This window comes from Paenibacillus sp. 01T424 (assembly GCF_056398745.1).
In genome coordinates, this window is the sequence record NZ_JBFTPZ010000007.1 from 80,260 (window position 1) to 99,159 (window position 18,900).

Consider the following 18,900-nt stretch of genomic DNA (forward strand, 5'->3'; position numbering starts at 1 on the left):
ACCATAGTCGAGCGGGCTCCCCAAAGGAAGCAGAAGCGAATGAGCAGCGGCAAGCTTAGACGATTTTGGAACAACAAAACGTTATTAATCATGTGTTTGCCGGCCATCGCTTTCTTTCTTATATTTGCTTACTTGCCGATGCCCGGCTTGTATCTAGCTTTTATTAACTACAACTACTCCGATGGCATCTTCAAAAGCCCGTTTGTTGCATTTGACAACTTTCGCTTTCTCGTCATGAATGGTGATCTATGGCGGCTCTCATTTAATACGGTAGCTTACAATTTGGTATTCATCGTGCTGGGAAATGTCATGCAAATTTTTGTAGCTATTCTACTGAATGAGATTCGGCGCAAATGGTTCAAGAAGATAACGCAAACGCTTATGTTTTTACCTCACTTTATATCTGCCGTTCTAATCGGGCTTATCGCCTACAACATCTTGAGCTATGACTACGGCTTATTGAACAGCTTGCTGGAATCGTTAGGCATGGAGCCTGTCAAAACCTATTCCGATCCGAAAATATGGCCGTTTATCATCGTACTCACCTACCTATGGCAGTCCACTGGATACGGTTCGATCATTTATTTTGCAGCCATCATGGGGCTGGACAACGAAATTATCGAAGCATCCGAAATTGACGGCGCCAACGCCTTCCAACGCATCATTTACATCGTGCTTCCTTGGCTAAAGCCAACCTTCATCATCTTGATGCTGTTCTCGCTCGGCGGCATTCTTAAAGGCAACTTCGGTTTGTTTTTCAACTTAGTAGGCGCAAACAACACAGCCTTATATCCAACAACGGATATTATCGAGACTTACGTATTCCGTGCCCTGATGACAAACTTCAACTTCTCGCTTGGTAGCGCAGTAAGCTTATATCAATCCTTGTTCGGTTTTGTAGTCGTCTTAACAGCCAACTGGCTTGTGAAGAAGGCTTCGCCTGAAAACTCGTTATTTTAGGAGGTGTCACATATGGAAAATAGGGATGAATCACGCAGCATTCGGACAGACATAAGTGGCATCATCGTCAAAGGTTTTGGTTATCTTTTCATTACATGTTTTTCGATATGCTGTTTATTGCCCTTCTTGCTCGTGCTTGGCACCTCACTGACAGCAGAAGGCACGATTAAGAAGTACGGCTTCAACTTGTGGCCGCGCGATTTCAGCACCTTTGCTTACAAAATCGTGTTCGAAAACCCCGATCTCATTATTGGTTCCTACCTTGTCACGATGGGAATCACCATTGTTGGAACGGTCTTTGGTCTCTTTCTCGTGGCGATGACGGGTTATGCGCTTCAGCGCCCGGACTTCGGCTATCGAAATGGCATTTCGTTTTTCATTTATTTCACGACGCTGTTCTCCGGCGGCCTTGTGCCCTTTTACTTGCTGATGACGCAATATTTGACGCTGAAGGACAATTATCTTGCTATTCTTCTTCCGGGACTGCTCAGTCCATTTCTCATCATCATGATGAAAAGCTTTGTTCGTTCAATCCCGCATGCCATTACCGAATCAGCGAAGATCGATGGAGCAGGCGACTTTACCATTTTTCTAAAGCTAATTTTGCCAATGACTACGCCGGCGTTAGCAACCATTGGGCTGTTTATCGCCCTTGGCTACTGGAATGAGTGGTACAACTCGATGCTGTTCCTCTCGGCGGATATGAAGTACAGGCCGCTTCAGCTGTTTTTGTACAATGTCGTAACCAGCGCTGACTTTATCCGCAATTCGTCCGCTGCATCCAATGTGCAGCTTCGTGATATGCCGCTGGAATCGATGAAGATGGCTACCGCGGTGGTTGCGACCGGCCCTGTCATTTTGTTCTACCCATTCGTGCAACGGTATTTCATTAAGGGAATTACAGTAGGTGCTGTAAAAGGCTGATGTGCCGCAGGCCTGCAAGGGTCTCTTCACATAAAGGGCGAAGCCCGAATCATGAAAACAAAGGGGAGAAGTGAGATGTCGAACGTCAAGAAGATTTCCGCTCTGCTAATCGCTGTAATGATGATCATCAGCCTTGCGGCCTGTTCCGGCAGCAACGGAGATAAAAAGGAAAGCGGCAATAAAGGGAGTACGAACACAGAAAACGGCAATAAGGGGAGCACGAACACGGATGATGGCAATAAAGCAGCTGATACGTCCAAATTCGTAAAAATCAGCTATGTCGTACTTGGCGATAAGCCGAAAAACGGCCAGTTCGAGAAGGTGCTGGCTGAGGTTAATAAGCTGATGAAGGAAAAAATCAACGCCGAGCTGGAGTGGAAATGGGTCGAGTGGGCAGATTGGCAGACGAAATACAATCTGCTGCTGGCATCCGGCGAAGCGGTGGATTTGATTACGATTGGTACGGACTGGCTTGATACATGGGGCAATGCACAGCGTGGTGCGTTTATGAATTTGAATGATTTATTGCCGCAATATGCACCGCAAACCTGGAATTCAATTCCTGAAGAGGACTGGTCGGAGAGCAAATATAAAGGAAATATCGTTTTGATTCCAGAAAATGATTACACACAGTGGGTTAACCATGGCTTCTTCTATCGTGGAGATTGGGCGAAGGAAGCGGGCATAACGGATCCAATTAAAGATTGGGAAGGCATTGGCAAATACCTGCAATATATTAAAKATAACAAAGAAGGCGTTATTCCTTGGGATGCTGTTGCAGCAACAAGCACATTTGGCGGGTATGCAGCGTCCTACACGGATCAATTAGAGCTTCCAATTTCAACGGGCTATTTGCCAGTGTACACGACCAAATCATTTGAAGAGAAATATACGGTAGTGAGCCCTGTATTCGAAGACACATTCCTTAATTTCGCAACGTTAATGAAGGAATGGGCAGACAAAGGTTACTGGCGCGAGGATGTGCTGAACAACAAAAACGACAACCGCTCCGCGCTGCGCGCTGGATTGTCGGGACTGGATCAGCATCATACACAAACGTTTGGCGGGCTGCGCGTTAATATGGATAAGGATCAACCAGGTTCTGAGCTGCAAATGTTCCCATTTGCTCGTACAGGCGGCAATAACTTGACGGAGCTCTCCATCACGCACGGAGGAACATCGCTTGGAGCGCACAGCAAAAACCCTGAGCGCGCTCTAATGGCTTATGATTTAATTCGCAACGACGAGCAAATTTATCATTTGATCAACTACGGTTTGGAAGGCGTTCAATACGAAGTGAAAGACGGCAAACGCCAACAGCCAGCAGCCTACAACGAAGCAAAGGATTCCTTTTATTCGGATTTCTGGGGTGGACGTGTCGACAAATTCGAAATTCCGAGCGTAACTACTTGGGATCAGCTCGAAGAAACGTTGTATGCGGAATATGACAAAATCAAGAAACCTTACCCTTACGGCCAATTTGTATTTGATAAAACGCCGGTAGAAGCTGAATTAACGGCGATTACACAGGTTTCGGGCGAGATGGGACCTGCGATTACGTATGGTAAAGCAGGAGACCCGGCTCAAGCCGTAGAGCAATTCCGCAGCAAGCTGAAAACAGCTGGCTACGACAAGGTGCTTGCAGAATTGCAGCGCCAAATGGATGCTTACAAGAAGCTGATCGAAGGTTAACGAATAGATAGTTTGCGAAGCGCAATAGGGGTTTCCAAGCACGAAAGTGCGGAGCTCCTGTTGCGCTTTTTTCAACACCTTTAAAAGAAAAGCGTCCTTTAGGTCAATTATAATCAATTGGCGGGGTATGCTTGGTTAACCTCAGTAAAGTAGCGCTTTCATTAATAATGCTACAATGAATCTATAACCATGTAAGCTAACCCAAATCTATGATAAAGGCGGCGAAGAAATGAACTCATCAAATATTGCAGTACAGTTGTACACGTTGCGTGACTATTGCCAGAATGAAGCGGATTTGGAGCAGACGCTGCGTAAGGTAAGAGAAATCGGTTATGAAGCGGTTCAAGTATCGGGAATAGGCCCTATTGCTCCAGAAAGAGTGAAGCAATTAGCAGATGCCGAAGGGCTTCGTATTTGTGCAACGCATGTAAGTCTTGATTCTATGGTCAATGACTTTGACAATACCGTGCAAATGCATAAGCTGTGGAACTGTAAGTATGTTGGGTTAGGCTCTATTCCGGATGAATACCGCACTAGCGGGGAGGGCTATTCCACCTTTGCGAAGCAAGCGACAGAAATTGGAAGAAAGCTGCAGGAGCATGACTTGCAGTTTATTTATCATAATCATCAGTTTGAGTACCAGAAGTTTGCAGGCAGAACAGGAATGGATATTTTGCAGCAAGAAAGTGACCCGGCTGCAGTTGGATTCGAGCTCGACACCTATTGGGTACATGTTGGCGGAGTAAATCCGGTGGATGCGATTCATCAGGTTAAAGGCCGAATGGGTGTTGTTCATCTCAAAGATTTGGAAATCGTTGACTATAAGCAAGTGTTCGCTGAAATTGGCGAAGGAAACTTGAATTTCAAAGCGATTATTGAAGCATGCAGAGAGATTGGAGTAGAGTGGTATGTAGTCGAGCAGGATGTATGCAGACGTGATCCGTTTGAGAGCTTGGCTATTAGTTTTAACAATTTAAAACAATTTCTATAGGAGCAATGTTAATATAGAAGCGAGAGGATGATAGAGATGAAAATCGGCATTATTTGYGACGATTATTGGCACCCGGGCAAGCTGATCAAGGAAGGCTTGGAGCCGCTCGGCAAGCAAGGTTTTCAGCTCGATTATACCCAGCATGCATCAGAATGGTCGCGCGCGTGGATGGATCAGCAGGATGTGGTTGTGCTTGCCAAGTCGAACCAAGTGTCGGCAACAGATACAACGCCTTGGCTCACTGAGGAGATTCAGCTGCAATTCCAGAGCTATGTCGAGCAAGGAAAAGGATTGCTGGTACTGCATGCAGGAACGGTGGGCTATCGTGATGAGTCTGTTTTCTTTGAGCTTGTAGGCGGGGTATTCCAGCATCATCCGGCCGCTTGTTCCGTTACGATCGTTCATAAGGACGAAACGCCATGGGACAAGGCGCATGCACAGGACTTTACAGTACATGACGAGCATTATTTTATGGAGGTTATCGACGATCGCATTCAAGTGTTGATGACTTCGGAGTCAGAGCACGGCACGCAGCCAGCAGGCTGGATAAGGGAGCAAGGTAAAGGTAGAGTTTGCGTGCTTACACCAGGGCATCTCTTATCCGTGCTGCAGATGGAAGAGTATCAAGCAACGATAAAACAGGCTTTGAAATGGTGCGGTGGAAGCGACCGATAATAGGGAGCTATCAACAAATGTACATTTTTTATTCAGAGGAGTGAATAAGGATATGTCGGTACAAACAATGAAATGGGGCATCTTGGGTCCGGGCTGGATTTCCTCAAAGTTTGTTAAAGATTTAGCATTTGCAGAGGGCGCAGAGCTAGTCGCTGTTGGTGGGAGAAGCCTAGAGAAGGCGGAGCGTTTTGCCAAAGAGTATAATATCCCACGCGCTTATGGCAGCATTGAAGAGCTGACGCAAGATTCCGAGATCGATATTGTTTATGTGGGCACGCTGCATCCCATCCATAAAGAAAATGTGCTCGCCCTATTGCGTGCTGGCAAAGCTGTCATTTGCGAGAAGCCATTCACAATGAATGCAGCGGAAGCGAGAGAAATCATAACATTAGCCAGAGAGAAACGAGTATTTCTTATGGAAGCGATGTGGACACGGTTTTTACCGCCAATCCTTAAGGTTATGGAATGGATTGCGGATGGTAAAATCGGAGAAGTGCGAATGCTTAAAGCTGACTTTGGCTTTGATATCGGCTGGGCGCCGGAAAGCCGTTTGCTTGATCCTGCGCTTGGCGGAGGTGCGCTGCTGGATGCTGGTATTTATCCCGTTTCCTTCGCATCATTAATTTTCGGCGGGGCGCCATCCAAAATTCTGAGCAGTGCTCGTCTTGGCGAGACGGGAGTAGACGAGCAGTTTTCATTGTTGTTTGAATATGAAGGTGGACGTACTGCATCGCTGAATGGAGCGGTACAGCTGGAAATGGTTAATGATGCTTATATTTATGGAACGAAGGGGCATATTCATGTGCCAAACTTCTTGTTCGGTAAATCAGCATATTTGCACCCGAAACAGGGTGCTGCAGAGTCGATCAAGGACGACCGTGAAGCAGAGGGTTATTCATTTGAAGCTGAGGAAGCGATGAATGCGCTCCGTGAGGGAAGGCTCGAAAGTTCAATCATTCCGCTGGATGAGACGCTAGCAATTATGGAGACGCTGGATACGATCAGGAAGCAGTGGGGTCTTCGTTATCCTGCTGATGAATAATTGTAAAAAAAGGAGTAGGCTGCGTATGCGCCTACTCCTTTTTTTATCAGTATCGATGCCTCTAAGCAGAAGCTTTCTAAATCGCTTATGCTTTTACCGCTTGAAGCCATGCTTCAGCAATGAGTGCGGCACCAGCAGGAGACGGGTGAACACCGTCGGGAGCCCAATAAGCCGGTCCTGTCTGCGTTGCAGCCTGTGCGAACAAACCATCAAGCGGAACATAAATGGCTTTAAATTCTCCAGCGAGCTCGCGGACAGCTTGAATTTTTGGATCAAGATCTTCACGCCATTGCTTCTGGCTATCATTTACTGGAAGCACGAAAGGTTCGACTAGAACAAGCTTAGCGTTCAACTGCTCCTTTGCTCTGCTCAGCAAGCGGCGGTAAGTGGTATAGTATTCCTCCGTGCTAAGTGGATCGTTATTGTCATAGCGGCGCCAAGTATCATTAATGCCCACATAAACAGACAACAGGCTTGGTTTCAAATCAAGGCAATCCACTTCCCATCTCCGCTCCAAATCAATGACACGGTCACCCGATATCCCGCGGTTCAGAAACGTAGCTTGTTTCTCAGGATATTTACTCGTAAACAAAGACGTTACAAGATTTGCATAACCCGATCCTAGATTTGCCCAGTCATTTCGGTTGCGGCCAGCATCCGTGATGCTGTCGCCTTGAAATAGAACAATTGCGTTTTGATCGATTAATGTCATTTTTTAGACCTCCAATGAGTTCAAATACTAGTCTTCATAAGATAAAACATGTCTTGAAGCGGGATAGCTGTGAGCGCTTTCTATTTGTCAGCAAATTCATAATACAAAGGATTCCATTCTCTGGTCAATAAGCAGCTGTTTTTTTCTTCCATAAAATAAGAAACAATTATAACTGAAGTTTCTATTTAACTTTTCTGTTATTTCCTATTTAATAGTATAGAGAAGGATAAATAGATTGGGGCAGCATTTGTTAATGGTGCGTAAACATTTTTGGGAATATTCAGAAAACTTTAAAATATACTATAAACGATAAGAACAGAAACAGCTAGAATGATTTTATGCTTTTCCTCCTATTTTTTTCATAAAATCTTAATGTTCTTGCTCTATAATCGAATTAAGGGAGTGATGGGAATGATCTCTTCTTACTTCAATGAATGGCTGGATGAATATAATGATTATATGAGATTATACACGCTTTTTGGCGACGAGTATTACCTCGAACAAGCTGGTGAAGCGTTAGCTGCGTTAAAGGCTTTGGTCCTTAGAGCTGAGCGCCATAAAAATATTCTTCGGAAAATCATGAGCGATAAGGTTCATGTTTATTAAGAATAACAAACGAAGAGCATAACGAAATTTAAAATTTAAAAGCCATCATAAGAATCCAAGTGCAGGATTAATGGTATACTGATAAGTAATGATAACGAGGAACAAGATTCTGATAGATGCTTTAGCTGCATTTTATGAGGTTTAACTCGGCATAGAAGACATGATGGAGTGATAATATGAGTAGTACAAAGGGTAAAGGCGGAACCGGCAGAGGAACGGACAAAAAAGGCTGGAATCGCTGGCAAGCAGGGGAAAAGAAGAAGTTAGCGAAAAAGGTGTTTGGCAGAAACCAAGGTGCTAAAGGCGCTGAAGGTGAAAAAGGTAAAACGGACGATAAAAATACGCCTAATGCTAAAAGCGCTAACATGACTAAAGGCAGTACCGCATTTAAAGGTGGAAGCGCGGCTAAGGGCAGAAAATAGAAATAACAAAGAGCAATCTGTGCGTGAGCCATGATGCTCTTATGAAACGAAAGACGGTTAGACAGGGAAGCTCTCTGTTTAACCGTCTTTTTCTCGTTGTCCTGCCGATATTTAAGTTTTATAATGGTACTATTGCTTGGATAAAAATGTGAATTGTATTTTTGAATAATGTTCAGCGAGGTGGCTTCATCATATGAGTGACTATCAATCCATAATGCTTCTTCTCTTCTTTATCTTTCCCGTCATGTATATGATTGACACCGCTTTAGTTATTATAAGACGAAACGCTAAGCATATTGAGAATCGTCTTGCCTTTCTTRCCATTTGTTTGCTGGCGAGTATGATTTTTTTTCAATACCTCGAGCAGCTGTTATCTGCCGAGTATGCGCTGAATATTTCTGCTTATATGGTTTACCCAGCTTCTATAGCCGCGGTAAGCATGAGCGTTTTGCTTCATCTCACGGCAACAAACAGTTATCATCGGCTTTCTCGATGGAGCACCATAGGCATAGCTTTTATACCCTTTATAATGTATTTTCTGCTTCTAGCCATAAGAGGAAGAGAATATTTGCTTGAAGGGGTTCGTATAGAAGGTTTTTGGAAGCAAATCGAAGTTGCTCCAGCTATGACTGTTATTTATGGTTTTTTGGTCATGTATTCATTGCTTAATATAGCTATTTGTTTAATAGCCCATTATAAAGCGAATAATAACGTTGATCGCAAACGATTTATGATACTGCTAAAAGCCAATTTATTTTACCAGTTGGCAACGATCGGGGTCTTAATTGTATATACTGCTTTCTCGCCCTATGTTTATATTTCAGATTCAGTCATTTTTTTGACAACTATAATATGGAGTATTTCACTTCGTGTCTATATGAAAAATGATTTCCTGCCTTCTACATCCAAAAAATATGAGCTGCTTTATCATTTTTCCCCAACCGCCATCATTATGATCGACAAAAATATGATCATGAAGGAAGTAAATCCAGGTGCGCTTCGTATACTTGGATTTGAGAAGGAAGAGGAGCTGGAAAATCGCTCTTTATCTGAATTCATCGTTATGAACGAACGCAAAGACATGGAGGAAGCCTTTGCTGCTTCCTTTCCGAAGGATGCATGGAGAAACCGTGAGCTGACCATAGTGAATCGAAAAGGCCAGAAACGTGCGATTTTGGCTGATACGGAAATGATGGCTGAGGGTAAGGATTGGTTTTTGTTAATGGTCATTCGGGATATTACGCAGCAGCAGGAAGAGTCGCGTCTCATACATTTTTTGGCACATCACGATACATTGACTAAGCTGCCTAACCGCTATCATTTTAATCGAGAACTGGAAACTTCGTTGAAAGCTGTGAAATCATCAAAAGCGCTGCTCGGAGTCATGCTTATCGATTTGGATCGCTTTAAGCTGATAAACGATACGCTTGGACATCAGTTTGGTGATCAGGCTTTAATTGACGTTGCTCAGCGCCTGCGTCAAAATGTGGACCATCGGCATTTGCTTGCCCGCCTGGGCGGAGATGAATTTATTATTTTAATTAAAGAAGCGGAAGAATATGATGAGATCGTATCGCTTGCAGAAAACATTCATCTAGCCTTTCAGCTGCCGATTACGCTTCAAGGGCAAGATTTCTACTTAGGCGGCAGCATTGGAATTAGTGTCCATCCATTTGATGATGACAGCTCTGATGGGCTTATCAAGAGGGCAGACATTGCCATGTACAATGCGAAACATAGCGGAGGCAATCAGTATCGTTTGTATACGAATGAGATGATTGCTCTAGTACAGCGGGACGTCAAGCTGGAGAAGCATCTTCGCAAAGCACTGAAACGCAAGGAATTTGTTCTCCATTATCAGCCGCAGATTAATTTGGCAAGCGGACAGCTGATAGGGGCGGAGGCGCTTATTCGCTGGCAATCGGTAGAGCTTGGCATGGTGCACCCAGGAGAATTTATCACGCTGGCGGAGCAAACGGGATTAATTAATGAAATCGGACAATGGGTTATTGCGGAAGCTTGTCAGCAGGGTAAACTGTGGCAGGAGCAAGGCTGGAATGATTTTATGCTATCGGTGAACGTTTCGTCGAGACAATTCATGCAGCCAGATTTCGTAAACAAGGTTCAGGAGATTTTGCGCAGCAGTGGCCTTGAGCCTGATCGGTTATGCTTGGAGATTACGGAGAGCATGGTCGTTAATAATTTAAATGTAGCTAGAAAGATGCTCGATGAGCTTGTTGCTTTAGGTATACATATCGCCATTGATGATTTTGGTACAGGTTATTCCTCATTAAGTGTGCTAAGGCAGCTGCCGATTGCTATTATCAAAATTGACCGCTCCTTTATTACTGATATGGATGCCTATCAAGGTGGCTTATCCATCGTGAAGACGATTGTGTCGATGGGGCATGACCTGCAGAAGCAGGTGGTTGCTGAGGGCGTAGAAACATTGGATCAATATGAACAGCTAAAGCAGCTTGGCTGTGACAAAGCGCAGGGTTATTACTATCATAAGCCGCTCCCATTGCTAGAGTTTAATAAACTATTAATCGCTAGGTGATAGGTTCGAAAGTACATAAACGAAGGCTGCCAGCTTCAAGCTGGCAGCCTTTTTTTGGTATGTCATTAGAGCATCTCGGTATCAATAATGCGCCAGTGATGCTTAAGTGTAGCTTCCAAGGCTTCTTTATCCTTCTCTTTGAACAAGTTAAGAATTTTTCGATGCTCCGCATTTACTTGCTTTAGCACGTTTGCGAGCTTTGGTTTGTCTTCACTTGCATAGGATTGACGAATAAAGCTGTTTTTTAATGAATTCAACGTTTCAATTAATACAGGATTATCGCATTTTTTTATATAAATATCATGGAAGTTATATTGGTCCATATGATAATCGGAAAAATACAGCTTGCTAATATCAAGATCAATTTTGTCGACAAGCCTTTCCATTTCGGTGAAGTCAGGCTGCTGAAGTAAATCAATACATAAGGTAGCAGCGAGTGCATCCAACACTCCAATAATTCGGGAAAAATCGAGTTTTTTCTTGGAATCGAAGGCTTTGACAGTGAAGCCGCGTCTAGGTAAATAATCTAGGAGATTGTCGGAGGATAGTTGAAATAATGCTTCTCTGGTAGGCGTACGGCTTATATCTAGTTTTTTGCAAATTTCAGCTTCATTAACTTTTTGATTCGGAAGTAATGTGCCATCTTGGATTTTTTGAGCGATATACTCGTAAACATGGTCTTTTAACGATTGGTATTTAGGTGATTGCATGTAGGTTCCCCTGTTCTAACTTACTTTAATGAGGTGAAGTTGTTTGCTGTATAACTTTTATATGGGTTAGAGAAATGGCTTAGTTGAATGAACATGCATTCGTACAGTAGATGATTTCACTATTTTATCATCTGATCCAGATATTAGACAAGCGTATGAATATGTCGAAAGGTGTCATAATAACTCACATCGAAATAACAATTTTTAATAGATTCATAAAAAAACATTGTAGATAGTGGAAACCGATGTTATAATTACTACCATCATATATGTATATTGTATACAGATTTAACTCCGTATTCAATTCGGGGGATTTTAGACTAAATCAGATAATGAATTGGGAGAGATGGAAATGAAAAAGAAATTATCATTGCTGCTTATTTCGGTTATGGTCGTCCTTTCGGCATGTGGTCAAAACAATAAGGAAAATACGCCAGCTGCAACGAACAATAACGCGGCAACAGATCCTCCAGCAGTAGAGAAAACAACGCTTACCCTTGGTACAAGTGCCGATTATGCACCCTTTGAGTTCCATAAGATGATAGACGGTAAAGATACGATCGTTGGTTTTGATATCGAAATTGCTAGAGAGATTGCGAAAGATATGAATGCTGAGCTCAAAATTCAAGATATGGACTTTGATGGCTTGCTGCTCGCACTTGATACAGGAAAAGTGGATATGGTTATTTCAGGTCTGACACCTACGGAAGAACGTAAAAAGAACGTTGATTTCTCTGAAATTTATTACCTGACTAGCCAAGGCGTTTTGGTGAAAAAGGATCAAGCTGAGCAATTCAAGTCATTGGATGATTTAAAAGGTAAAAAAATCGGTATTCAAAAAGGCTCGATTCAAGAAGGCATTGCACAGGAAATCGCCGATGCGAAGTTAACGGCTTTAGCTAAAATTCCTGAACTGATTTTGGAGCTGAAGAGCGGTCGTGTTGATGCCATTATTCTAGAAAAACCGGTAGCGGATCAATACGCAGTGGTCCAAACGGATATTGCAGTTTCTGAAGTGAAGATTGAGCAGCCGGTAGAAGAAGCTGGCGTGTCTATTGCTGTTAAGAAGGGCAATCAAGATTTGCTTAATAAAATTGATGGAACGATTGCTCGTTTGAAGGAAAGTGGCGAAATTGATCGTTATGTCGTTGAGGCCAATGAGCTGGTTGGAGAATAAAGAGCGGACGGAGTAGTTGAATATGGATTTAAACTTCGGTTTCCTGACAGAGTATTGGCAATTTTTTTTGAGAGGAGCCTTGGTCACGCTGGAGCTGTCTTTCTTCGGCGTGGCGCTCGGCACAGTGCTTGGGGTTGCCGTTGCATTAATACGAATCTCGCGCTTCTGGCCGGTTAAGTTTTTGGCCTCTACCTATATTGAGATCATTCGAGGAACCCCAATGCTCGTACAAATCTTTATTATCCATTATGGACTGACTGGATTTGGTATAAATCTGCCGCCTTTCATTTCCGGAGTGGTGGCGCTTACAATTAATAGTTCTGCCTATATGGCTGAGGTATTTCGAGCGGGAATCGAAGCGATCGACAAGGGACAGACGGAGGCGGCTCGATCCTTGGGGCTGAGCAGAGGTATGGCGCTTCGGTACATCGTGCTGCCGCAAGCCTTTCGCAATATGCTGCCGGCCATTGGCAATGAATTCATTATTATTATTAAAGACTCCTCGCTTATATCCGTCATTAGTATTGCGGAGCTAATGTACAATGCTCGGACGGTTCAGAGCGTCACCTTCTCGCCGATGGAGCCGCTGTTAGTCGCTTGTGCATTATATTTTATCATGACATTTACATTATCCAGGCTGCTTGCTGTGCTAGAGAGGAAGTTGAGAAGCTGATGATAGTCGTAAAAGGGCTGCGCAAATCTTATGGAAAAAACGAAATATTGAAGGGGATAGACACGGTAATTCGCAAAGGCGAGGTTGTTGTTGTTATCGGACCAAGCGGATCAGGGAAAAGCACCTTTCTTCGTTGTTTGAATCGATTGGAGGAGCCGTCGGCTGGTCATATTCAGCTGAATGATTGTGAAATTATAAATAAACAGTCGGAGTTAAATCGGATTCGTCAAGAAATGGGCATGGTGTTTCAGCATTTTAATTTATTTCCGCATATGACCGTCTTGGAAAATTTAACCCTTGCTCCGCGTAAGCTAAAGAAGCTGAGCAAAGAGCAGGCAAATGTAGAAGCTGTGGAGCTGCTGCGCTTAGTGGGGCTCGAAGACAAGAAAGATGCCTATCCAGATCGTCTCTCAGGCGGACAAAAGCAGCGTGTTGCGATAGCGAGAGCGCTTGCCATGCAGCCTAGCGTAATGCTGTTTGATGAACCAACGTCAGCACTCGATCCTGAGATGGTTGGCGAGGTGCTTGAAGTCATGCGGAAGCTTGCTCAAAACGGAATGACGATGGTTATTGTAACGCATGAAATGGGTTTTGCCCGCGAGGTTGGCGATAGGCTGCTGTTTATGGATGGCGGCTGCATTGTTGAAGAGGGAGTGCCGCTGAAGGTATTCCAAAATCCTCAGCACCCGCGAACGCAAGATTTTTTGGCAAAGGTTTTATAGCAGCAAGGTCGTTTAGTTTGTAAATTCCTGGTGGTTAATAATCAATCCAGGTTTTTTTATAACAGTAATTGAATATTGTATACAAATTTGTAGGGAGTGATTTCATCGATATGACATCTACCAAATCTACAGCGGTTGTCATGGAGCAGTCGGATCGATACGGCGCACACAATTACCATCCGCTGCCTATCGTTATTTCGGAGGCTGAAGGTGTCTGGGTGAACGACCCTGAAGGCAATCGGTATATGGATATGCTCAGTGCGTACAGCGCTCTTAATCATGGTCATAGGCATCCAAAGATTATTCATGCACTTAAAGATCAAGCGGATAAAGTAACGCTCACTTCGCGAGCTTTTCACAATGATAAGCTGGGTGAGTTTTATGAAAAGCTCGTTAATTACACGGGTAAAAATAAAATTTTGGCAATGAACACGGGGGCAGAAGCAGTGGAAACCGCCATTAAGGCGGTTCGTCGCTGGGCATATCGTGAGAAAGGTGTGGAGCACGACCAAGCGGAAATTATCGTTTGTATGGGCAATTTTCATGGTCGGACGATAACGGTCACTTCCTTCTCTTCAACGGAGGAATACAAAAAGGATTTTGGACCATTTACGCCAGGCTTCAAGTTAGTTCCTTACGGTGATTTGGCTGCTCTTGAACAGGCGATTACACCAAATACAGCTGCCTTTCTCGTTGAGCCGATTCAAGGGGAGGCGGGCATCATTATTCCGCCGGAAGGATATTTGTCGGGAGCCTATGCATTGTGCAAACAAAATAATGTGCTGTTCGTGGCGGATGAAATTCAAACCGGTTTTGGACGTACAGGCAGACGCTTTGCGTGTGATTGGGAAAATGTAACGCCAGATGTTTATATTATGGGCAAAGCGCTGGGCGGCGGGGTAATGCCCATTTCGGCAATCGCCGCAAACGATACGATTTTAAACGTGTTTGAGCCTGGATCGCATGGATCTACGTTTGGCGGCAACCCACTGGCTTGTGCCGTCTCTGCAGCAGCAATTGATGTCATTGAGGAGGAGAAGCTGGCAGAGCGTTCGGATGAACTGGGGAAATATTTTCGAGAACAATTAGCTGAAATTAGTTCACCGCATATTGTGGAAATTCGCGGTAAGGGCTTGTTTATCGGTTTGGAGCTTGATACAGCAGCTAGGCCATACTGTGAACGTCTGATGGCGAAAGGGCTATTGTGCAAAGAAACACATGACACGACCATTCGGTTCGCGCCGCCGCTCATTATAACGAAAGAAGAGATCGATTGGGCGATAGAAAGGATTGCGCTTGTGCTTCAATCCGAATAAGGGATGAATTTGCGGACGGAGACAGGTTAAGGAAGGGGATGTTCACTTTGGGAAGCATTGGGGAAGCGAATCTTAACAAGACGGGGAGGACGGATTTTATGGCGAGCAAAAAAGTGAGACTCATAAGCGTTCCGTTCTGGATGGGCGGAAGCCGCGCAGGATCGGAGCTTGGACCGGAAAGCATTATTCAATCAGGGCTAGCGCGTCAAATCAGAAGTATGGGATTTGATTTAGTTGGCAACTACGAGGTCAGCTGCCCGAGGCATGGCGTGCTTGATCCGAAGCAGCCCAAGATGAAATATTTTCCCGAAGTGAAAGAGATGAGCGGGCTAGTAGGTGAACAGGTCTATCGCGCAGTGCTTGCGGACTCCTTTCCTCTCGTATTAGGAGGGGACCATAGTGTTGCGATTGGCTCGCTAGCTGGTTTGACTGGTCATTACAATAATTTGGGTATTATCTGGTTTGATGCGCATGGCGACTTGAATACGGAGGAGACAACTCCTTCCGGAAATATGCACGGTATGCCGCTTGCGGTAGCGATGGGTCTAGGGAAGTTTAAGCTTTCCGATATACCGGGAGCTGGACAGCTCATTAAGAAAGAAAATGTAGTGATTATCGGAGCGCGTGATTTGGATCATTACGAGAAGGAGCTTATTCGCTCAGAAGGTATCGCTTGCTTCACGATGCATGACATTGACCGAATGGGCATGAAGGCAGTCATGGAGAAGGCGATTGAGATTGTGAGCAGCGGTACGGATGGTGTGCATGTAAGCTTTGATATGGATTGTATGGACCCGGCGGAAGCTATTGGTGTAGGGACGCCGGTTCCAGGCGGAATAAGCTATCGCGAAGCGCATCTAGCGCTGGAGCTGCTAGCTGAAACAGGCCGCGTAACCTCTATGGATATTGTGGAAGTAAATCCTCTGCTGGATGTAGGCATGCGTACTTCTCGGCTTGCGGTTGAGATGGCGACCTCTCTGCTTGGCAAACGAATCATATAGAATCTAGGCGGTTAGGGGACGAGGGTTCGCTATGGAAAAAATGATGAGGAGCTTTTTTCTGACTCTCGGCAAAAGCATTCGGATTGGGAGCTTGGCGCGTAAATATGGCCTCAAGCTGGGAGCTAGCCGATTTGTAGCTGGGGTTGAGATAAGCAGCGCCATTGAAGCGGTCAAGAAGCTTAATAAACAAGGAAAAATGGCAACTTTAGATCATTTAGGTGAATTTATTCGAGGTAAGGAAGAGGCAGCTCATTCCGCAAATATGTGCTTGCGCACGCTAAAGGCAATTGCTGCTTCTAATGCAAATGCGAACTTATCATTAAAGCTTACAAGCTTAGGACTGGATCTAGACAGCAAGCTGTGCGAGGAGCATATGAGAACGATATTGGATGCCGCTGCGAAAATGAACATTTTTGTTCGAATCGATATGGAAGATTACTCTCACTGCCAGCCTGCTCTTGATCTATATAAGAGGCTGCGAGAGTCATATGACCATGTAGGTATCGTTATTCAAGCTTATTTGTTTCGCTCGGAGCAGGATGTTTATGAGCTAGGACTTAATCGTGCCAACCTAAGATTGGTGAAGGGCGCTTATAAAGAAGCTGAAGAGGTTGCCTATCCGCAGAAAACGGATGTCGATCAATCATTTGAGAGATTAATAAAGATGCATTTGCAGAGCGGCAGCTACACGGGGATAGCGACCCATGATCGCGCCATCATTGATACCGCAAAAAGGTTCATCAAAGAGCAGGGAATTCCAGTGGAGCAATTCGAGTTCCAAATGCTTTATGGCATTTGCGAGGAGCTGCAGGATGAACTCGTTCGTGATGGTTATAGAGTAAGAATATATGTCCCTTACGGTGAAGATTGGTTTGGTTATTTCATGCGAAGACTGGCAGAACGACCTGATAACGTTTGGTTTGTACTGAAAAATATGTGGAAGTAGAGGGGAATGACAATGAGAGAATGGAATGTAACGCCATTTGTTACTGAACCGATGACTGATTTTGGCAATGCTGAGAACCGCGCTGCCTTTCTGGAAGCAATTGCTCATGTGAGAACGGAATTAGGCAAGCAATACCCGCTGCATATTGGAGGTCATGCCGTTCATACCTCTGATTATATCGTATCGCGCAACCCGGCAAAGTCGGATGAAGTAGTAGGTGAAGTGGCAAAAGCGAGCCAAGAATTAGCAGAACAGGCGATGAAATCAGCGCTTGCTGCTTTTGAAACGTGGAAACATACATCGGTATGGACACGGGCGAGCTGCTTGATGAAAGCCGCAGCGCTCATGCGGGAGCGGAAGCATTATTTTTCGGCGTGGCTCGTAATTGAGTCAGGTAAAAACTGGGCAGAAGCCGATGCAGATACCGCAGAAGCGATTGATTTTATGGATTATTATGCACGTGAAATGTTGAAATTAGCGGAAACCAATGAGCTAAAGCCGCTGGTTAAGCTAGCAGGTGAAGACAATCGGCTGACTTATATTCCGCTGGGCGTCGGGATTGTTATTCCGCCTTGGAATTTCCCGCTGGCAATATGCGCTGGGATGGCTAGTGCCTCTATTGTTGCAGGCAACACGATTATTATGAAACCTGCATCTACAACTCCGATTATTGCTTACAAGTTCTATGAGCTGATGGTGGAGGCGGGGATGCCTGCTGATGTTATTCAGTATTTGCCGGGAAGCGGTGCAGAAATCGGTGACTACTTGACTAGCCATCCAAAGACCAGATTCATTAGTTTCACAGGCTCGAAGGAAATAGGGCTGCGTATTAATAGGCTGGCTGCTGAGCAAGCGCCGGGACAAATATGGATGAAGCGAGTTGTAGCGGAAATGGGCGGGAAAGACGGTATTGTCGTAGATGAAACGGCCAATATCGATGCTGCTGCTGATGCTATTGTGGCGTCTGCTTTTGGGTTTCAAGGACAGAAATGCTCGGCAGGCTCAARAGCCATTGTTGTAGCGGATGTGTATGATGAGCTTATTGAAAAAGTGAAAGAAAGAACGAGCAAGCTTGTTATGGGTTCCCCGGAAGAGAATGCGGCAATCGGGCCTGTTATTGATAAAGCTTCTTTTGACAAGATTTTGAATGCCATTGAGAGAGGCAAGAGTGAAGGTAGATTAATAGTAGGCGGAGGAAAAGGAATAGAGAGCGGCTATTTCATAGAGCCAACGGTATTTGCTGATGTTGCTCCAAAAGATTCGTTAATGCAAGAAGAGATATTCGGGCCTGTACTAGCGATTGCTAAGGCGAAGGATTGGCAGGAGGCTATTCATATTTACAATGATACGGAGTTTGGTCTGACAGGAGCTTTTTTCTCAGAAGAAGAGGATCGTATTCAAGCAGCGCTGCAGGAAATGCATTGCGGCAATCTATATATTAACCGTAAATGTACGGGAGCGTTAGTAGGCGTTCATCCCTTTGGGGGATTTAATATGTCAGGTACAGATTCAAAGGCTGGCGGACATGATTATATGCTATTGTTCACGCAAGCTAAACTTACGTCTATTAAACTATGAATGAATAATAGTCGGCATCCTTAAAATTTAATGTCATATAAAATAACATAATAGATTGATTTTTATCGAATTTTAATCGAATATCTGAAAATATCATTGTCTATATGAAATGTTGATGTTACACTATCTCACGTAAAGAAGTATATTGTATACAAATTTTGACGCTTTACCCACATATACATAAGGCGCACCC

The 18,900-nt window shown here is 44.4% G+C and carries 17 protein-coding genes and 1 pseudogene; 16 read left to right on the plus strand and 2 right to left on the minus strand.

What is annotated here, in order from left to right; all coding sequences use genetic code 11:
• Positions 1-39: 39 nt before the first annotated feature.
• The 6 genes from AC1DPK_RS08470 (at position 40) to AC1DPK_RS08495 (ending at position 6,284) form a co-directional block, all read left to right on the plus strand.
• Entirely contained in the window at positions 40-960 is a 921-nt protein-coding gene (locus AC1DPK_RS08470) for an ABC transporter permease (RefSeq protein ID WP_076270425.1), read from the plus strand.
• A 12-nt stretch (positions 961-972) separates the two neighbouring features.
• Positions 973-1,884, plus strand: a complete 912-nt coding sequence (locus AC1DPK_RS08475) for a carbohydrate ABC transporter permease (RefSeq protein WP_076270355.1) — start codon at positions 973-975, stop codon at positions 1,882-1,884.
• A 75-nt stretch (positions 1,885-1,959) separates the two neighbouring features.
• Entirely contained in the window at positions 1,960-3,576 is a 1,617-nt protein-coding gene (locus tag AC1DPK_RS08480) for an ABC transporter substrate-binding protein (protein ID WP_477509992.1), read from the plus strand.
• Positions 3,577-3,805: 229 nt separating this feature from the next.
• Entirely contained in the window at positions 3,806-4,567 is a 762-nt protein-coding gene (locus tag AC1DPK_RS08485) for a sugar phosphate isomerase/epimerase family protein (RefSeq protein ID WP_477509993.1), read from the plus strand.
• 36 nt (positions 4,568-4,603) lie between these two features.
• Entirely contained in the window at positions 4,604-5,242 is a 639-nt protein-coding gene (locus tag AC1DPK_RS08490; protein ID WP_477509994.1) for a ThuA domain-containing protein, read from the plus strand.
• A 52-nt stretch (positions 5,243-5,294) separates the two neighbouring features.
• Positions 5,295-6,284: a Gfo/Idh/MocA family protein gene (locus AC1DPK_RS08495; RefSeq protein ID WP_477509995.1), complete on the plus strand. Its 990-nt coding sequence runs from the start codon at positions 5,295-5,297 to the stop codon at positions 6,282-6,284.
• An 85-nt stretch (positions 6,285-6,369) separates the two neighbouring features.
• Here AC1DPK_RS08495 and AC1DPK_RS08500 read toward each other — a convergent pair whose 3' ends face one another.
• On the minus strand, positions 6,370-6,996 hold the full coding sequence (locus AC1DPK_RS08500; protein ID WP_441884424.1) for an SGNH/GDSL hydrolase family protein: 627 nt from the start codon (positions 6,994-6,996) through the stop codon (positions 6,370-6,372).
• Positions 6,997-7,407: 411 nt separating this feature from the next.
• Here AC1DPK_RS08500 and AC1DPK_RS08505 point away from each other — a divergent pair, with 411 nt between their 5' ends.
• The 3 genes and pseudogenes from AC1DPK_RS08505 to AC1DPK_RS08515 all read left to right on the plus strand — a co-directional run bounded on the left by AC1DPK_RS08505 (position 7,408) and on the right by AC1DPK_RS08515 (position 10,584).
• Positions 7,408-7,602, plus strand: a complete 195-nt coding sequence (locus AC1DPK_RS08505) for a hypothetical protein (RefSeq protein WP_076270361.1) — start codon at positions 7,408-7,410, stop codon at positions 7,600-7,602.
• Positions 7,603-7,778: 176 nt separating this feature from the next.
• Positions 7,779-7,863: pseudogene (locus AC1DPK_RS08510) on the plus strand (DUF3934 family protein); the annotation flags it as partial.
• A 354-nt stretch (positions 7,864-8,217) separates the two neighbouring features.
• Positions 8,218-10,584: a putative bifunctional diguanylate cyclase/phosphodiesterase gene (locus AC1DPK_RS08515; RefSeq protein WP_477509996.1), complete on the plus strand. Its 2,367-nt coding sequence runs from the start codon at positions 8,218-8,220 to the stop codon at positions 10,582-10,584.
• 65 nt (positions 10,585-10,649) lie between these two features.
• Here AC1DPK_RS08515 and AC1DPK_RS08520 read toward each other — a convergent pair whose 3' ends face one another.
• Positions 10,650-11,294, minus strand: a complete 645-nt coding sequence (locus tag AC1DPK_RS08520) for a GntR family transcriptional regulator (protein ID WP_477509997.1) — start codon at positions 11,292-11,294, stop codon at positions 10,650-10,652.
• Between the two features lie 352 nt (positions 11,295-11,646).
• Here AC1DPK_RS08520 and AC1DPK_RS08525 point away from each other — a divergent pair, with 352 nt between their 5' ends.
• From AC1DPK_RS08525 to pruA, 7 genes are all read left to right on the plus strand, one after another.
• On the plus strand, positions 11,647-12,471 hold the full coding sequence (locus tag AC1DPK_RS08525; RefSeq protein WP_477509998.1) for a transporter substrate-binding domain-containing protein: 825 nt from the start codon (positions 11,647-11,649) through the stop codon (positions 12,469-12,471).
• 22 nt (positions 12,472-12,493) lie between these two features.
• The gene (locus AC1DPK_RS08530; protein WP_477509999.1) at positions 12,494-13,144 is read left to right on the plus strand and encodes an amino acid ABC transporter permease; all 651 of its coding nucleotides are present in this window, start codon (positions 12,494-12,496) and stop codon (positions 13,142-13,144) included.
• Positions 13,144-13,866 (plus strand): amino acid ABC transporter ATP-binding protein, encoded by a 723-nt coding sequence (locus AC1DPK_RS08535; RefSeq protein ID WP_477510000.1) that lies wholly within the window; start codon positions 13,144-13,146, stop codon positions 13,864-13,866. The genes AC1DPK_RS08530 and AC1DPK_RS08535 overlap by 1 nt, the downstream gene beginning before the upstream one ends.
• Positions 13,867-13,976: 110 nt before the next feature.
• The gene (locus AC1DPK_RS08540) at positions 13,977-15,182 is read left to right on the plus strand and encodes an ornithine--oxo-acid transaminase (RefSeq protein ID WP_477510001.1); all 1,206 of its coding nucleotides are present in this window, start codon (positions 13,977-13,979) and stop codon (positions 15,180-15,182) included.
• A 98-nt stretch (positions 15,183-15,280) separates the two neighbouring features.
• A complete protein-coding gene (rocF, locus tag AC1DPK_RS08545) occupies positions 15,281-16,183 on the plus strand; it encodes an arginase (RefSeq protein ID WP_477510002.1) in 903 nt (300 codons plus the stop codon).
• A gap of 31 nt (positions 16,184-16,214) precedes the next feature.
• Positions 16,215-17,129 (plus strand): proline dehydrogenase family protein, encoded by a 915-nt coding sequence (locus tag AC1DPK_RS08550; protein WP_477510003.1) that lies wholly within the window; start codon positions 16,215-16,217, stop codon positions 17,127-17,129.
• Positions 17,130-17,141: 12 nt separating this feature from the next.
• On the plus strand, positions 17,142-18,707 hold the full coding sequence (gene pruA / locus AC1DPK_RS08555) for an L-glutamate gamma-semialdehyde dehydrogenase (RefSeq protein ID WP_477510004.1): 1,566 nt from the start codon (positions 17,142-17,144) through the stop codon (positions 18,705-18,707).
• Positions 18,708-18,900: the final 193 nt, after the last annotated feature.